At 69.8% G+C, this 14,442-nt stretch carries 14 protein-coding genes; 4 read left to right on the top strand and 10 right to left on the bottom strand.

Features of this window, described 5'->3' with window-relative positions; translation table 11 throughout:
• Positions 1–69 precede the first annotated feature (69 nt).
• Complete coding sequence (groES, locus tag AC1DN2_RS10600; protein WP_028275747.1) at positions 70–366, bottom strand: co-chaperone GroES; 297 nt, start codon at positions 364–366, stop codon at positions 70–72.
• 436 nt (positions 367–802) lie between these two features.
• Positions 803–1,237, bottom strand: a complete 435-nt coding sequence (locus AC1DN2_RS10595) for a hypothetical protein (RefSeq protein WP_476850299.1) — start codon at positions 1,235–1,237, stop codon at positions 803–805.
• Between the two features lie 66 nt (positions 1,238–1,303).
• On the opposite strand from AC1DN2_RS10595, the gene AC1DN2_RS10590 reads away from it, so the two are divergent.
• Positions 1,304–2,527, top strand: a complete 1,224-nt coding sequence (locus AC1DN2_RS10590) for a class I SAM-dependent methyltransferase (RefSeq protein ID WP_476850298.1) — start codon at positions 1,304–1,306, stop codon at positions 2,525–2,527.
• A 96-nt stretch (positions 2,528–2,623) separates the two neighbouring features.
• Here AC1DN2_RS10590 and AC1DN2_RS10585 read toward each other — a convergent pair whose 3' ends face one another.
• The gene (locus AC1DN2_RS10585) at positions 2,624–3,457 is read right to left on the bottom strand and encodes a shikimate 5-dehydrogenase (RefSeq protein WP_476850297.1); all 834 of its coding nucleotides are present in this window, start codon (positions 3,455–3,457) and stop codon (positions 2,624–2,626) included.
• A 308-nt stretch (positions 3,458–3,765) separates the two neighbouring features.
• Between AC1DN2_RS10585 and AC1DN2_RS10580 the strand changes: the two genes are divergently transcribed.
• A complete protein-coding gene (locus AC1DN2_RS10580; RefSeq protein ID WP_476850296.1) occupies positions 3,766–4,917 on the top strand; it encodes a glutamate--cysteine ligase in 1,152 nt (383 codons plus the stop codon).
• A gap of 83 nt (positions 4,918–5,000) precedes the next feature.
• Here the strand turns inward: AC1DN2_RS10580 and tsaD are convergent, their stop codons facing one another.
• From tsaD to AC1DN2_RS10550, 6 genes are all read right to left on the bottom strand, one after another.
• Positions 5,001–6,101, bottom strand: a complete 1,101-nt coding sequence (gene tsaD / locus AC1DN2_RS10575) for a tRNA (adenosine(37)-N6)-threonylcarbamoyltransferase complex transferase subunit TsaD (protein ID WP_476850295.1) — start codon at positions 6,099–6,101, stop codon at positions 5,001–5,003.
• Complete coding sequence (gene rimI, locus AC1DN2_RS10570; RefSeq protein WP_476850367.1) at positions 6,098–6,565, bottom strand: ribosomal protein S18-alanine N-acetyltransferase; 468 nt, start codon at positions 6,563–6,565, stop codon at positions 6,098–6,100. The genes tsaD and rimI overlap by 4 nt, the downstream gene beginning before the upstream one ends.
• 47 nt (positions 6,566–6,612) lie before the next feature.
• On the bottom strand, positions 6,613–7,284 hold the full coding sequence (gene tsaB / locus AC1DN2_RS10565; RefSeq protein ID WP_476850294.1) for a tRNA (adenosine(37)-N6)-threonylcarbamoyltransferase complex dimerization subunit type 1 TsaB: 672 nt from the start codon (positions 7,282–7,284) through the stop codon (positions 6,613–6,615).
• A complete protein-coding gene (tsaE, locus tag AC1DN2_RS10560; protein ID WP_476850293.1) occupies positions 7,284–7,988 on the bottom strand; it encodes a tRNA (adenosine(37)-N6)-threonylcarbamoyltransferase complex ATPase subunit type 1 TsaE in 705 nt (234 codons plus the stop codon). Before tsaE ends, tsaB begins: the two co-directional genes overlap by 1 nt.
• Positions 7,985–9,205 (bottom strand): alanine racemase, encoded by a 1,221-nt coding sequence (gene alr, locus AC1DN2_RS10555; RefSeq protein ID WP_476850292.1) that lies wholly within the window; start codon positions 9,203–9,205, stop codon positions 7,985–7,987. The genes tsaE and alr overlap by 4 nt, the downstream gene beginning before the upstream one ends.
• A 540-nt stretch (positions 9,206–9,745) precedes the next feature.
• Positions 9,746–10,837, bottom strand: coding sequence for a carbohydrate kinase family protein (locus AC1DN2_RS10550; RefSeq protein WP_476850291.1), 1,092 nt, complete (start codon positions 10,835–10,837; stop codon positions 9,746–9,748).
• Between the two features lie 93 nt (positions 10,838–10,930).
• Between AC1DN2_RS10550 and AC1DN2_RS10545 the strand changes: the two genes are divergently transcribed.
• The gene (locus tag AC1DN2_RS10545; protein WP_476850290.1) at positions 10,931–12,421 is read left to right on the top strand and encodes a family 4 glycosyl hydrolase; all 1,491 of its coding nucleotides are present in this window, start codon (positions 10,931–10,933) and stop codon (positions 12,419–12,421) included.
• Between the two features lie 67 nt (positions 12,422–12,488).
• Here the strand turns inward: AC1DN2_RS10545 and AC1DN2_RS10540 are convergent, their stop codons facing one another.
• On the bottom strand, positions 12,489–13,016 hold the full coding sequence (locus AC1DN2_RS10540; protein WP_476850289.1) for an N-acetyltransferase family protein: 528 nt from the start codon (positions 13,014–13,016) through the stop codon (positions 12,489–12,491).
• A 127-nt stretch (positions 13,017–13,143) separates the two neighbouring features.
• Here AC1DN2_RS10540 and mshA point away from each other — a divergent pair, with 127 nt between their 5' ends.
• Positions 13,144–14,409, top strand: coding sequence for a D-inositol-3-phosphate glycosyltransferase (gene mshA / locus AC1DN2_RS10535; RefSeq protein WP_476850288.1), 1,266 nt, complete (start codon positions 13,144–13,146; stop codon positions 14,407–14,409).
• Positions 14,410–14,442: the final 33 nt, after the last annotated feature.

The following is a 14,442-nucleotide window of genomic DNA, read 5'->3' as shown; positions in this document are numbered from 1 at the left end:
TCAAGACAGAACCCCGCGCAACTGATCCATTCAATGCGAAAGGATCGGCTGCGCGGGGGTCCAAGAGAGTTACTTTACGACGATCGCCAGAACGTCGCGGGCGGAGAGCACGAGGTACTCGGTGCCGCCGGTCTTGACTTCGGTTCCACCGTACTTGGAGTAGATGACGACGTCGCCAACGGCAACGTCAACGGGAACGCGGTTGCCGTTGTCATCGAAGCGGCCGGGGCCTACTGCAACAACCTCGCCTTCCTGCGGCTTCTCCTGCGCGGAGTCCGGGATAACCAGGCCGGAAGCCGTGGTCTGCTCGGCTTCGAGCGGGCGGACAACAATACGATCCTCAAGAGGCTTAATAGAGACCGACACTCGGACCTCTCCTTTTCGTCAGCAAATTCGTGGACTATGAAGCGGTGATGCCAAGGCGCACAGACCGTCGTCGCGGTGCCGGCAGCGTGCCTGGCGGAACGCGCTTCATGTGTTAGCACCCTCCTAGGGAGAGTGCTAATGACGACTCTATGTAAATGGTTAGCACTCGGTCAAGGCGAGTGCCAGAAATTCGTTCCGGGTGAACATTTCCCCCTAGGGGACATGCCCATTTTTTGCTGCGGCCAGAGGACACTTGGGCATCATGCACTGTGCCCGTGCTGAGCGATGGACATGCCCAACGGGTCCGGGCTGCCGGGGAGGACATGTCCATCCGTGGCGCACGAGGCTGGGCATGTCCCGTGGCCCGTGGGCGTTGGCCGTTTGGCGGTGCGGTGCGCGCCCACCAGCGGCGTCTATTCGCGCGCCTACTCGATGGCTACTGGTCTGCGAGGTCGTCGAAGTCCACGTCCTCGCCGTCGTCTTCGTCCGTGTTCTGGCCTTCGTCATTCCGGTGCCGGAACGACAGCACGGCGCCGGCGGCGGCCAGCAGAATGCCGGCGACGAGGAAGATGATGCCGCCGAGCCGGGCCGCGGCATAGGTCTCGCGGATGGCCCGGGCCTCGTCCGTGGCGTCCTGGACGTTCTTGCCGCCGACGGAATACACGGTGGCGTTGAAGGAATCGAGGAAGAAGATGATCACCAAAAGTGCGACGGACACGACGGCGATCACCGCGCCGGCGATCAGCGCCGGTTTTGCGTAGCGGGCCAGTCCCTGCGGCCGCCGGCGCTCCTGCCTGGCGTCGTCGTCGCCGGCCGTGTCCTGCCCGGCCGTGTCCGCTGAGATGCTGTCGCCTGTGCCGCTGTCTTCCATGCCATCAAGCCTAGCCCCCGCCGTCCGGTCACAGCGCGCCCGCGGACCTCAACTACGCTGGATGCCATGACTGACGCACCGCAGGAACATATTGCCCCGATCCTCACCCCCGAGGGCTGGGAGCTGCTGGCGTCGTTGGGCCCGTACCGCGAGGACGAGGCCTTCCGCCTCACGGCGTCGCTGCGCAAGGCCGGCCACTCCCCCGAGCTGGTCTCGGCTGTGCTCACCCAGTCCCGGCTGCGGACCAAGGCCGAGGCGAAGTTCGGCGAATTCGCCCGGCAGATGATTTTCACGAAGGCCGGTCTGGAGCAGGCCACCCGGCTCACGGTGGCGGCACGGCACGCGCAGCGGTTCGCGGAGGCCGGGATCGGCCACGTCGCGGATCTCGGCTGCGGGCTCGGGGCGGACTCCATGGCCCTGGCCTCCCTGGACCTGGTGGTCACCGCCGTGGAAATGGACGAGGCCACGGCCGCCTGCGCCACGATGAACCTGATCCCGTTCCGCAACGCCACGGTGGTCCATTCCGATGCAACGTCGGTATCCCTCGAGGGGATCGACGGCGTCTGGCTCGACCCAGCCCGGCGCACGACGTCCACTTCGGGAACCAAGCGGATCTGGGATCCGGAGGATTTCTCCCCGCCGCTGTCCTTCGTGGAGTCACTCGCCGGCACCGGCCGCGCCGTCGGCGTGAAGATGGGCCCCGGCATGCCGCACGATTCCGTGCCGGCCGGCTGCGAGGCGCAGTGGGTCTCTGTGGGCGGGGACGTGACCGAGGTGGCCCTGTGGTTCAACGCAGTGCGGCGTCCGGGGGTGCGGCGCGCGGCCCTCGTGCTCGGCCCCCTTGGTTCCGCTGAGCTCACCAGCGGCGAGGACTTCGGCGCCGGCCCGGTGGCGCCCGTTGGGCCCGTGGAGGGGTACCTGTATGAGCCCGACGGCGCGGTGATCCGCGCCGGCCTGGTGGCCGACGTCGCGCTCCAGCTGGGCGGGCACCTCGTGGACGAGCACATCGCCTACATCTGCGCCCCGGAGCTGCATGACACCCCGTTCGCCAAGGCGTACAGGGTCCTGGAGGTGATGCCGTTCAACGTCAAGGCACTCAAGACGTGGGTCAAGGATCAAGGCATCGGGGTCCTGGACATCAAGAAGCGCGGTATGGCTGTCACGCCCGAAGAGCTGCGCAAGCAACTCCTGCCCGGCGGCAGCGCAAAGCACAAGGACAAGAAATCCGCCACCCTGGTCCTCACCAGGATCGGCGAGGACCGGGTGGCCGTCTCGGTGGAGCCGGTCTAGCCGCGCCAGCGGGATCCCACCGGCCGAGTGCCCCGCGGCGCCGTGCCCCGCCGCCGCCGGATGTCAGCGAAGCGGCCGGTCAACTGGGCTGTCGGGCTACTGGGCCCGCGTGAACTCCTCGGCTGCCCGGATTTGCTCGTCGGTCGGCCGGACGCCGGTGTACAGCACGAACTGCTCGAGCGCCTGGATCGTGGCGACCTCGGCTCCGGTGATCACGGTCTTGCCGGCCGCGCGGCCGGCCTTGATCAGTGGTGTCTCGGCCGGGAGCGCGACGACGTCGAACACCACTTTGGCGGCATCGATGGCCTCCTGCGGGAAGGGCAGCGAGGCGGCGTCCGGGCCGCCGGCCATCCCGATGGGGGTGACGTTGATGAGCATGTCCGCCGTGCCGGTACCGGAGTCCGCAGAGCCCAGGTCCGCGCGCCAGGCGAAGCCGTACTGTTCGGCCAGGGCGCGGCCGGAGCCCTCGTTGCGGGCCACGACGGTCACGTCCTTGAACCCGGCATCCCGGAGCGCGGCCACGGTCGCCTTGGCCATGCCGCCGGAGCCCAGGACCAGCACCGAGTAGTCCGTGGGGACTGCATTGCTCTGCAGGAGCTGCTCGATTGCGGTGTAGTCGGTGTTGTACGCCGTGAGCCGGCCGCCGTCGTTGACGATGGTGTTGACCGAGTCGATGGCCTTCGCCGACGGGTCCATGACGTCAACGAGGGCGATCACGTCCTCCTTGTAAGGCATGGACACCGCGCAGCCGCGGATGCCGAGGCCGCGCACCCCGGCGATCGCCTGGGCGAGGTCGGTGGGGGCAAAGGCCTTGTAGATCCAGTTCAGGCCCAGCTGTTCGTACAGGTGGTTGTGGAAGCGCGTCCCATTGTTGCTGGGCCGGGCCGAGAGCGAGATACACAGGGTCATGTCTTTGTTCAGAATGGGCACAGCTCCATTAAACGCCAGGATCGCTCCGGCCACCCGCAGCCCAACGCGCAACCGCGCGCGCCGTCGCTGACCAGCGACGTTGTGAATACACTCACGCAGCAGCGGCAACTTTGACACCGTCCCGGGGCCGCCCCTGCACTAGACTTGGACCACCCGTAGCCCTGCCGGCCCCCGGCCGGCGCACTGGTGCGTGGGAAATTGCACGTGACACCGCCGGTGCCATGTCCAGAGGCATGTCCGAGGATGTTCGCCAGCGCATTTCCCCGCCAGGACCACGGCCAGCGACAGCAGAACAGTGAAGGGACCACATGAAGATCGAGTTCGCTTCATCCAGGCAGTCGACTCTTGGCGTGGAATGGGAGCTGGCGCTCGTCGACGCCGAGACCGGTGAGCTGGCCTCCGTGGCGAACCAGGTGCTGCGCGGCGTCGCTGCCCGGCATCCCGAACTCAATGAGGACGACGAGCACCCGCACATCAAGCAGGAGCTGCTGCTGAACACCGTGGAGCTCGTCACGGGCATCTGCACCACTGTTGCGGAGGCCAAGGCGGACCTGAGCAGCTCGCTCGCGGCGGTCCGGGACGTGACCGATCCGATGGGTGTGGAGATCTTTTGCGCCGGGAGCCACCCCTTCAGCCCGCCCCAGCTGCAGCCCGTCACGGACAAGGAACGCTACGCCAAGCTCATTGACCGGACCCAGTGGTGGGGCCGGCAGATGGTCATTTACGGCGTCCACGTGCACGTCGGACTCGACAGCCGGGACAAGGTCCTTCCGGTGCTGGACGGCCTGGTCAATTACTTTCCGCACTTCCAGGCGCTCTCCGCGTCCAGCCCTTTCTGGGGCGGCGAGGACACCGGATACGCCTCCCAGCGGGCGCTGATGTTCCAGCAGCTGCCGACCGCCGGGCTGCCCTTCCAGTTCTCCAGCTGGGAGGACTTCGAGGCGTACGCCCAGGACATGTTCACCACCGGCGTGATCGATTCGCTCTCGGAGATCCGCTGGGACATCCGGCCCGTCCCGCACTTCGGCACCATCGAGATGCGCATCTGCGACGGCCTGGCCACGCTCGAGGAAGTCGGGGCCATCGCCGCCCTGACGCAGTGCCTCGTCGACGAGTTTTCCACGACGCTGGACAACGGCGGCACCATTCCCACGATGCCCCCGTGGCATGTGCAGGAAAACAAGTGGCGCGCGGCCCGGTATGGCCTGGACGCGATCATCATCCTCGACGCCGACGGCAACGAGCAGCTCGTAACAGAGCACCTGCGCGAGACGCTCAAGCGGCTTGAGCCGGTGGCGGCGAAGCTGGGCTGCAGCGCCGAACTGGCCGACGTCGAGAAGATCATCGAGCGCGGCGCCGGCTACCAGCGGCAGCGCCGGGTCGCCGCCGAGCACGGCGGGGACCTGCGCGCCGTCGTCCTGGACCTGGTCAAGCAGATGCGCCAGGGCCCGGACGCCTAGCTCCGGCGCCCAACAGCCGCCACGCAGGCGGCCGAAGCCCCAGGCCGTCTAGCTCCACGCGGACGAAGCCTCAGGCTGTGGCCTCAGGCGGAGACGGTCGTGACCGGCATTGAGGAATCCGGCGCAAAGCCGATCCCGCTCGGCTTCACGCCGGCCATCACCAGTTGCGCCCCGAGCGAGGCCACCATGGCGCCGTTGTCCGTGCACAGTGGCAGCGGCGGCACCGTCAGCCGGATGCCGGCCGCACTGCAGCGTTGTTCGGTGAGCTGGCGCAGCCGCGAGTTGGCGGCGACCCCGCCACCCAGGAGGACCTCCGTGATGCCGTTTTCGCGGCAGGCGAGCACTGCCTTGGCGGTAATGACATCCACCACGGCTTCCTGGAAGGCCGCGGCGATGTCCGCCACGGGCACCTCCTCGCCGCGGGCCTCGAACTGCTCCACGCAGCGGGCGACGGCGGTCTTGAGCCCGCTGAAGGACCAGTCGTAGCGGTGCGGCCCGGGCTCCTCGGCGGTCCCCATGTACTTGGGCTGGGTGAGCCCGCGCGGGAACCGGATGGCTTTGGCGTTGCCCGTGCGCGCGAGCTTGTCGATGGCCGGACCGCCCGGATAGCCCAGGCCCAGAAGCCGCGCCACCTTGTCATACGCTTCGCCGGCTGCGTCATCGATCGTGGAGCCCAGCAGCTCGACGTCGTCCGTGATGCTCCGGATCCGCAGGATCTCGGTGTGGCCGCCGGAGACCAGGAGCGCGCCCATATTCTCCGGCAGGGCGTGCGGCGTTGTTTGCGGCGACGGCGCGACGGCGCCCTGCTGCAGGAGCCCGACGCCGACATGCGCCACCAGGTGGTTGATGGCGTAGAGCGGTTTGCCGGTGGCGACGGCGAGCGCCTTGGCCGCGCACACCCCCACCATGAGGGCACCTGCCAGGCCCGGCCCGGAGGTGACGGCGATCGCGTCGATGTCCGCGAGCGTCACTCCCGCCTCCGCGAGGGCCTCCTCGAGGGTGGGGACGAACGCGTCGAGGTGGGCGCGGGAGGCGATCTCGGGGATCACGCCGCCGAAGCGTACGTGTTCGTCCATGGAGGACGAGACGGTGTTCGTCAGCAGGGTGGTTCCCCGGACGATGCCGACGCCGGTTTCGTCGCAGGAGGACTCGATGCCGAGCACGAGCGGCTGGGTGCGGTTCATGGTCGGCCTGCTTCCGTTGGCTGGGGGCTGAGCGGTTCGCGGGGCAGCTGGAGCCGCATGATCAGGGCGTCGACGCCGTCCCGGTAGTAGCGGGGCCGGATGTGGATCTGTTCGAAGCCGAAGCGCAGGTAAAGCTGCTGGGCCCGGGGGTTGTCCGCCCTGACCTCGAGCAGCACATCCTGGGCGTGCCGGCGCCGGCTTTCCGCGATCAGCTCGGTGAGCAGGGCAGAGCCGATGCCCTTGCCTTCCTGCTCGGGCACCACGGCGATCGTCTGGACGTCCGAGATCGGTTCGATGCACATGAGCCCGGCATAGCCCACGATCCCGCCGTGGGTCTCCGCCACGAGGTAGCGGCGGGTATCCACCTGCGCCAGCTCGTCGTGGAACATCTGCAGCGGCCAGGCATCCACGGGAAAGAGCCGGAGTTCCAGGGCGTGGATGGCGGGGATGTCCGCGGCGTCCATGTCCCGCAGGGTGACTCCGCCGGGCAGCCGGACGGCTCGCTCCGCGCTCACAGGGCACGCTTCCGGGGTCCGGGCACCTGGGCGTCGGATTCGCGCAGATACAGGGGGGTGGAGTCCAGGAGCTGTTCCCCCGCGGAGAGCCGGGCGAGTGCGAACTGGCCGAGCGAGAGGGCCTCCGGCTGGCGGGTGCTGAATTCCGCGACCGCCTTGACGGCCTCGGAGTAGATTCCTGCCCCTGCACCGTACACGGGCAGATCCGGCAGGTCCGCGGCGAATCCCACGTGCGGGCCGTCCTCCAGATGCGGCAGCTGGGCATCGGAGAGTGTGTACCGGGCCCAGTACACTTCCTTGCGGCGCGCATCGGTGGCGACAATGAACTCCGCGGCCGAGTCGGTGGATTCGGCTACTTCCAGGGCGATCGCGTCCAGGCTCATGACGCCGTACAGCGGCTTGCCCCAGACAAAGGCGAGGGTGCGGGCCGTGACGATCCCGGAGCGCAGTCCTGTGAACGGGCCGGGGCCGACGCCGGTGACGATAGCGTCGACGTCGTGGCCGCCGACGCCGGCCTCAGCCAGGAGCCCGTCGATCCCCGGGGCCAGGACCTCCGCGTGGGTGCGCGTGTCCTCGGTGGCGAAGCTGGCGAGCACGGATTCCGGTGCATCATCGGAGACCAGGGCGGCGCTGGCGACAGCTGAGGTGTCGATGGCGAGGATCAGCATCAGGGATTCCGTTCCGGGGTCTGGGGCGTGGTCCCGGGGAGGGGCCTGGCGCCGGGCATAGTCTCGGACAGGGGCTCGGCGCCGGGCATGGTCCCGGGCAGGGGCTCGACAACGTGCCCGGGCTCGGCACCGGGCAGCGCCGGCGCTTCAGCCCAGCGCGGACCGAAGCCGCGGATCACGACGGTCCGCGGCTCGTCGTCGTCGTCCGTGTCGAAATCCAGAACGGGACTGGCGCCGGTTTCGGCGGGGGCTTCGGGGGTTTCGGCGGAAGCGGCGGCGCCTCCGCGGGTGCGGTGGAGTTCGACCTCCAGCCGGCTGTCGCTGAGGTGCTCAACCCGGCCGCGGCCCCACTCGACCACCGTCACGGCGCTGTCCATGGTGTTTTCAAGATCGATGTCGTCGATTTCAGCGGCCGACTCCAGCCGGTACGCGTCCACATGCACCAGGTCCGGTCCGCCCGGCCGGGGTCCTCCGGGCAGGTTGGGGTGGATGCGCACCAGGACAAAGGTCGGCGAGATGATGCCGGCCCGCACTCCCAGGCCCTCCCCCAGCCCCTGCGTGAACGTGGTCTTGCCGGCACCCAGTTCGCCGGTCAGGACCAGCAGATCGCCGGTTTCCAGCACGGCGCCGAGGGCCGCGGCGAGCGCATGCGTCTGCGCCGCCGTGTGGACCTCAAGGCTCCGTTCCCACGCGGGCGCGCTCACGGCCGCTCTTCGCCGGTGGAGGGCTCTTCGTTCAGGTAGCGGCGCGGCACGCGGGGGCTGATCCTGGTGACGATCTCGTAGTTGTTGGTACCGGCGGCCTTGGCCCAGTCATCTGCCGTGGGTCCGCCGTCGGCGCCGTCGCCAAACAGCACTGCCTCGGCGCCGAGGATGCTCGGGCCTCCGGCCGCCACGTGGCGGGGTCCGAGGTCGATCACCATCTGGTCCATCGCAATGCGACCCACTACCGGATAGTTCACGCCCTCGACCCGGACGGGCCCGCCGGTGGCGACGCGCGGCACGCCGTCGGCGTAGCCCAGCGGGATGAGCCCGAGGGTGCTGACGCCGTCGGTGCGGTAGTTCAGCCCGTAGGAAACGCCCTGCCCGGCGGGCACGTCCTTGCAGTGCGAGACCACCGTGCGGACCGTCATGGCCGGGCGCAGCCCGAGTTCGGCCGGGCTTTGCCCTTCGAAGGGTGACAGCCCGTACAGGCCCAGCCCCACGCGGACCAGGTCAAAGTGGGTGTCCGGCCGGGAGAGGGTGGCCGGGGTGTTGGCGAGGTGCCGGACCTCGGGGTCCACGCCGGCGTCCTGGGCGACGGCGAGGACCTGGCGGAACGCGGCGAGCTGCTCGTCGGTTTCGGGCCGTTCGGGTTCGTCGGCTACGGCCAGGTGGGAGAAGATCCCCACGACCCGGAGCAGGCCCTGGTCCTGGTGTTCCATGGCTTCGCCGACCAGGCTGTCCCAGGCGTCGAGGGTGGCGCCGTTGCGGCCGAGCCCGGTGTCGACCTTCAAGTGGACGCGGGCGGGCCGTTCCTGCTCGCGGGCCGCGGCCACGATCCGGTCCAGTTCCCAGCCCGAGCAGCCGATGTCGATTCCTGCGGCCACTGCGGCGGCGAAGTTACTGTCCGGGGTGTGCAGCCAGGCCAGCAGCGGCGCCTCGATCCCGGCGGCGCGCAGGGCGAGGGCCTCGGAGATGTGGGCGACGCCAAGCCAGCTGGCCCCCGCGCCGAGGGCCGCGCGGGCCACCTGGACGGCGCCGTGCCCGTAGGCGTCGGCCTTGACCACGGCCATGACCTGCGCGGGTGAGGCCACCGCTGCGATGCGGCGGACGTTGTGCCGGATGGCGTCGAGATCGATTACGGCTGAGCGCTCCTCAGCGTGGGCCGGCACTGCCGCCGAACCGGGCAGGAGATCGCCTGTTGCTGCTTGGTAAGTCACCTAACGATTCTAGGCGCGGCGCTGCGGGCCGAATAATCGGCCGGGCCCGGCCACCGCTGGACATGCCCATTCCTCCCCGCGGGACATGCCCAATCTTCACGCCCAGGGCCGCGCAGAACGGGTCCATGCCCAAGCCCCGGCCCCAGCGGAGGACATGCCCACTGGTGGCACGAATCCGGCCGGACCCCCACCCCGGGACATGCCCAATTTTCACACCCATGACCGCGCACAACGGGTCCGTGCCCACGCCCCCGCCCCAGCGGGGGACATGCCCACTGGTGCCGCGAATCCGGCCGCACACCCACCCCGGGACATGCCCAATCTTCACACCCAAGGCCGCGCAGAACGGGTCCATGCCCACGCCCCGGCCGAAGCGGAGGACATGTCCACTGGTGCCACGAATCCGGCCGCACCCCCACCCCGGGACATGCCCAATCTTCACGCCCAGGGCCGCGCAGAACGGGTCCATGCCCAAGCCCCGCCCCAGCGGAGGATATGTCCACTGGTGCCAGCCACGAAAGCCCAGCCGCGCCCGCCCGTCTACGCGTCGGACTGGTGGGCGATGGTCGCCGTCGCGCGCCGCTGCGCCTCGGGCGGGACGTCGTGCACGATCTCTTCCAGGAAACGGTAGCGGCGAAGCCATTGGCTGCTTTGCCGTTCCTTCCGTGCGTTGGCCCGCTGCCACCAGTCGGCAATGTCGCCCCAGCCGGGCGCGGCCAGCGAGCCGCCCACCTCCTGGACGGCCAAGGCGGCGCACAGATTGGCGAAGCGGAGACGGTCTCCCAGCGGCCAGCCGGCCAGGGAGCCGACAATGAAGGCCGCACCGAAGCAGTCACCGGCGCCGGTGGGATCGTAGGCCCGGACCGGCAGGGACGGGACCCACTCCTCCTCCCCCGTTTCCGAATCCACGGCCATGGATCCCTGGGCGCCGAGGGTGACCACCGCCACCGGAACCCGGTCCGCAAGCGAGTACAGGGCGGACCAGGGGTCGTCGCAGCCCGTGAAGTTCATGGCCTCGTGCTGGTTCGGCATGAAAGCGTGGAAATACTTCAGGTGGTCCAGCCGGGTCGAGGACCACGCGCCGGTGGGGTCCCAGCCGACATCGCCGAACAGCTGGACGCCGTTCTTGTGCGCGTCGACAGCCCACGGTTCGAGTTCCTCCCCCAGCTCCGCAACGGCTGCGAGCGCCGGCGGCGGGCATCCAACCAGCTCGGTGGAAGTCACCGGCGCCGGGTGCCCGTGCGTCACCATGGACCGGTCCTTCTCCACGCTCAGGGACACCGTGACGGGCGAATGCCAGCCCGGAACACGCCGGGACAGGGACAGGTCCACGTGTTCCTGGGCGGCCAGAATCTTCCAGTTGTAGTCACCGTAGCCGTCATCGCCGAACACGGCGGCAAGACCGGTCCGCAGTCCCAGCCGGGAGGCGGCGATGGCCTGATTGGCGACGCCCCCGGGGCAGCTGCCCATCCCGTCGCTCCAGATTTCCGTGCCGGGCTGCGGCGCGTGGGGCAGCCCGGTGAAGATGATGTCCTGGAACACGGTCCCGGTCAGGAGCAAGTCGAATCCGTCCGCGGCCGGGCTGCGGACGGCAGAGAGCGGATCAAATCGCCGCGCCGGGGTCGCGTCCATATACGGCACATTACGCCGTACCGCCGTCGAGGGATACCAGGGGAAAGCGGGGCCCAAACCGGCGGCGAACAGGGCGGAGAATAGACTGTCCGCATGCGGCTCACGATCGCCGGCGGGGGCGGCTTCCGCGTCCCCCTGGTCTACCGGGCGCTCTCTGCCGGGCCTTTCGCGGGGCTGGTGCGGGAGCTGGTGCTCTACGACGTCGACCCCGCCAGGTTGGCGGCCATTGAGGCGGTCCTGGCCTCCCTGGCCCGGCAGGGCCCGCCGGGTTCCGGCCCGCCGCGTTCCAGCCCGCCGCGTTCCAGCCCGCCGGGTTCCGGCCCGCAGATCCGTGCCGTATCCTCGCTCCCCGAGGCCCTGGACGGCGCCGACATGGTCTTCGCCGCCATCCGGCCCGGCGGCACCGCCGGCCGGACCGCCGACGAGCGGATCGCCCTGGACCTCGGACTCCTGGGCCAGGAAACCACCGGCGCCGGCGGGATCTCCTACGCGCTGCGCTCCATTCCGCCGATGCTGCGGCTCGCGGAGGAAATGCGGAGCCGCTGCCCCGGGGCGTGGCTGCTCAACTTCACCAACCCCGCCGGCATGGTCACGGAGGCCCTGGTCCCCGTGCTCGGTCCTAGGGTGATCGGGATTTGCGACTCCGCCAGCGGCCTGGTGCACCGCGCGGCGCGGGCCGCCGGCGTCGCGCTGCCGGAGGGTACGCTCGACGGCGTGGGCTACTACGGCCTGAACCACCTCGGCTGGCTGTACCGGCTGGAGGCCGGGGGCCGGGACGCCCTCCCGGCACTGCTCGCGAACCCTGCGGCGCTGTCGGAATTCGAGGAAGGCCGGCTGTTCCCGCCCGGGTTGCTGGCCAGCCTTGGCTGCCTGCCGAATGAATATCTTTTCTACTACTACGACACCGTTCGGGCGGTGGCCGGCATGCGCGCCGCAGGTCAGACCCGGGGGGAATCGATCGCCCGGCAGCAGGCCGAGCTCTATCCCCGGCTGGCTGCTGCCGGAGCCGAGGCTTTTGCGCTGTGGGAGGGCGCCCGCAGGTCCCGCGAGGAGGGCTACCTCGCGGAGGCCCGCACCTCGGGCGAACGCCGCGACGAGACCGACCTCGCCGGCGGCGGCTACGAGCGGGTGGCGCTGGCGACCATGCGCGCCCTCTCCGGCGGCGGCGCGGCGGACCTGATCCTCAACACGCGCAACGCCGTCACCTCCCCCGGGGCCGCGGGCCCGGAAGCGGCGCCCGCCGGCCCGGAAGCGGGCGGCGCCGGGTCCGGAGCACAGGTGGTGCCGGCTGTCCCGGGGCTGCCGGCCGACGCCGTCGTCGAAGTTCCGTGCCGGGTGACGCCCGACGGCGCCGGGCCAGTCCCGCAGGACCGCCCGGGACCGGCGCAACTGGAGCTGCTGCGGCGCGTCAAGGACGTCGAACGGCTCGTGGTGGAGGCGGCGACGACCGGCCGGCGGGAGGCGGCCCTCGCCGCGTTCGCCAGGCATCCGCTCGTGGACTCGGATGACCTCGCCGGAAAACTGCTGGCCGGCTATGAAGCAGCCTTCCCGGAACTGGGCCGTCTCTGGCACGGCGGGCCGTAGCCGCCCGCGGGCCTTAACGGCCCGCCAACATCAGCGTCCCGGGGTCCCGCGCACCGGGCCGGCAAGCCTACAGCTTTCGGTACATCACGTGCAGGCCCACGTACCCCAGTTCAGGGTGGTTGAATGCCTCGGGAATGGTCGCGAGCACCTCGAAGCCCATGGATTTCCACGCTGCCACGGCCCGGACATTGCTTTCCACCACAGCGTTGAACTGCATGGCCCGGAAACCGGCGTCGCGCGCGGCGTCGAGCGAATAGGCGCAGAGGGCCCGGGCCAGTCCGCGGCCGGCCTGGCCCGGGTGGACCATGTAACCCGCGTTGGCCACATGGCTGCCGCCGCCGCCCTGGTTGGGGTGCAGCTCGCCGGTGCCAAGAACCGCGCCGGTATCGGAGGCAACCGCGACGAACGTCCGGCCCGGCGCCTGCTTGAACCAGCGTGCGCGGGCCTCGTCCTCGGCGGTGTCCCGGTCCCAGGTGAAGGTCTCCCCGGCCCGGACGACGGGTTCCAGGATCGCCCAGATGCCCGGCCAGTCCTCCGGGCGCGCCTCCCGGATGGTCCAGCCGGCTGCAGGTTCTTGTCCTGTCGTTGTGTTCACAGCGGCCACGTTAGCAGCACGCCCCGGTCTGCGAACCGAACGGCCCCGTGAACCGGCCGGCACTTCAGGAGTAATGTTTTATCGACATGCATTGGGCAGAAAGAAATGGGCAGAGGAAAGGGGAACCGTGTCGCTGATCCGCCGCGTCGCTTTCCTTTCCCTGCACACCTCGCCCATGGAGCAGCCCGGCTCCGGTGACGCCGGCGGCATGAACGTGTACGTCCGGGCGCTGGCCGCGGCCCTCGCCGAGACCGGCGTGGAAGTAGAGATCTTCACCCGGTCCACCTCGGCCACGCAGCCCGCCGTCGAACACCCGTCCCCGGGCGTGTGCGTGCACAACGTCCTCGCCGGCCCGCCCCGTAAGCTGCCCAAGGAGGAGCTCCCGGGGCTGCTGCACAGCATGGTCGCCGAGATCAACCGGATCCGGCTGCTCCAGCCGCACGGCCGGTATGACGTCATCCATTCCCATTACTGGGTCTCCGGGGTGGCCGGGCTGGAGCTCGCGGAGCTGTGGCGGCTGCCCCTCGTCCACACCATGCACACGATGGCGAAGGTCAAGAACCAGCTCCTCGAGTCCGGCGAACAGCCCGAGCCGCGGCGGCGTGAGGACGGCGAGCACCGGATTGTCGACGGCGCCACCCGGCTGATCGCCAATACCGGCACCGAAGCGGCCGAGCTGGTCTCGCACTACAACGCCGACATCGACCACATCGACGTCGCGCCGCCCGGCGTGGACCTGGCCGTCTTCACGCCGGCCTTCAGGAACCGGGCCAGGGCCCAGCACGGCATCGCCCCGGGCAAGTTCCATCTGCTGTTCGCGGGCCGGATCCAGCGGCTCAAGGGCCCGCAGATCCTGATCAAGGCGGCGGCGCTCCTGCGCTCCCGGCGCCCGGACATCGACCTGCAGCTGACCATCCTGGGGGCCGCCAGCGGCGCCAAGGACTTCAACCTCAAGACGCTGATCAGCGCCGCCGGAATGGACGACGTCGTCACCCACCACCCGCCGGTGAACGCCCCGGAGCTGGCCGGCTGGTACCGGTCCGCCGACGTCGTGGTGATGCCCTCCTACAGCGAGTCCTTCGGCCTGGTGGCGCTGGAGGCGCAGGCCTGCGGGACGCCGGTCCTCGCCACGAAAGTCGGCGGCCTCTCCCGCGCCGTCCAGGACGGACGGACCGGGATGCTGATCGAAGGCCACAAGGCCAGCGACTGGGCGGACGCCCTCGAGTCGCTCTTCGACGACACCCAAACCCGCACCGACATGGGGCGCGCCGCCGCGATCCATGCCCAGGAGTTCGGCTGGCAACGCACCGCCGCGATTACGCTGGAGAGCTACCACACCGCCGTAAGCCAGTATTTTGGAAGCCTGACCATCCCGGTGGGCCACACACCCTGAACCGGTTGCACCCCCTCCGCCCGCTCCAACCCC

It is taken from the genome of Arthrobacter sp. 01L42 (assembly GCF_056400005.1).
This window is presented reverse-complemented; position numbering and strand designations above follow the sequence as displayed.

What these genes read in the sequence shown, in the direction of transcription:
- AC1DN2_RS10595 (WP_476850299.1), bottom strand. Translation starts at nt 1,237, where the DNA reads ATGGAAGACAGCGGCACAGGCGACAGCATCTCAGCGGACACGGCCGGG.
- AC1DN2_RS10590 (WP_476850298.1), top strand. Translation starts at nt 1,304, where the DNA reads ATGACTGACGCACCGCAGGAACATATTGCCCCGATCCTCACCCCCGAG.
- tsaD (WP_476850295.1), bottom strand. Translation starts at nt 6,101, where the DNA reads ATGAACCGCACCCAGCCGCTCGTGCTCGGCATCGAGTCCTCCTGCGAC.
- AC1DN2_RS10545 (WP_476850290.1), top strand. Translation starts at nt 10,931, where the DNA reads ATGCGGCTCACGATCGCCGGCGGGGGCGGCTTCCGCGTCCCCCTGGTC.
- AC1DN2_RS10550 (WP_476850291.1), bottom strand. Translation starts at nt 10,837, where the DNA reads ATGGACGCGACCCCGGCGCGGCGATTTGATCCGCTCTCTGCCGTCCGC.
- tsaB (WP_476850294.1), bottom strand. Translation starts at nt 7,284, where the DNA reads ATGCTGATCCTCGCCATCGACACCTCAGCTGTCGCCAGCGCCGCCCTG.
- rimI (WP_476850367.1), bottom strand. Translation starts at nt 6,565, where the DNA reads ATGGACGCCGCGGACATCCCCGCCATCCACGCCCTGGAACTCCGGCTC.
- AC1DN2_RS10580 (WP_476850296.1), top strand. Translation starts at nt 3,766, where the DNA reads ATGAAGATCGAGTTCGCTTCATCCAGGCAGTCGACTCTTGGCGTGGAA.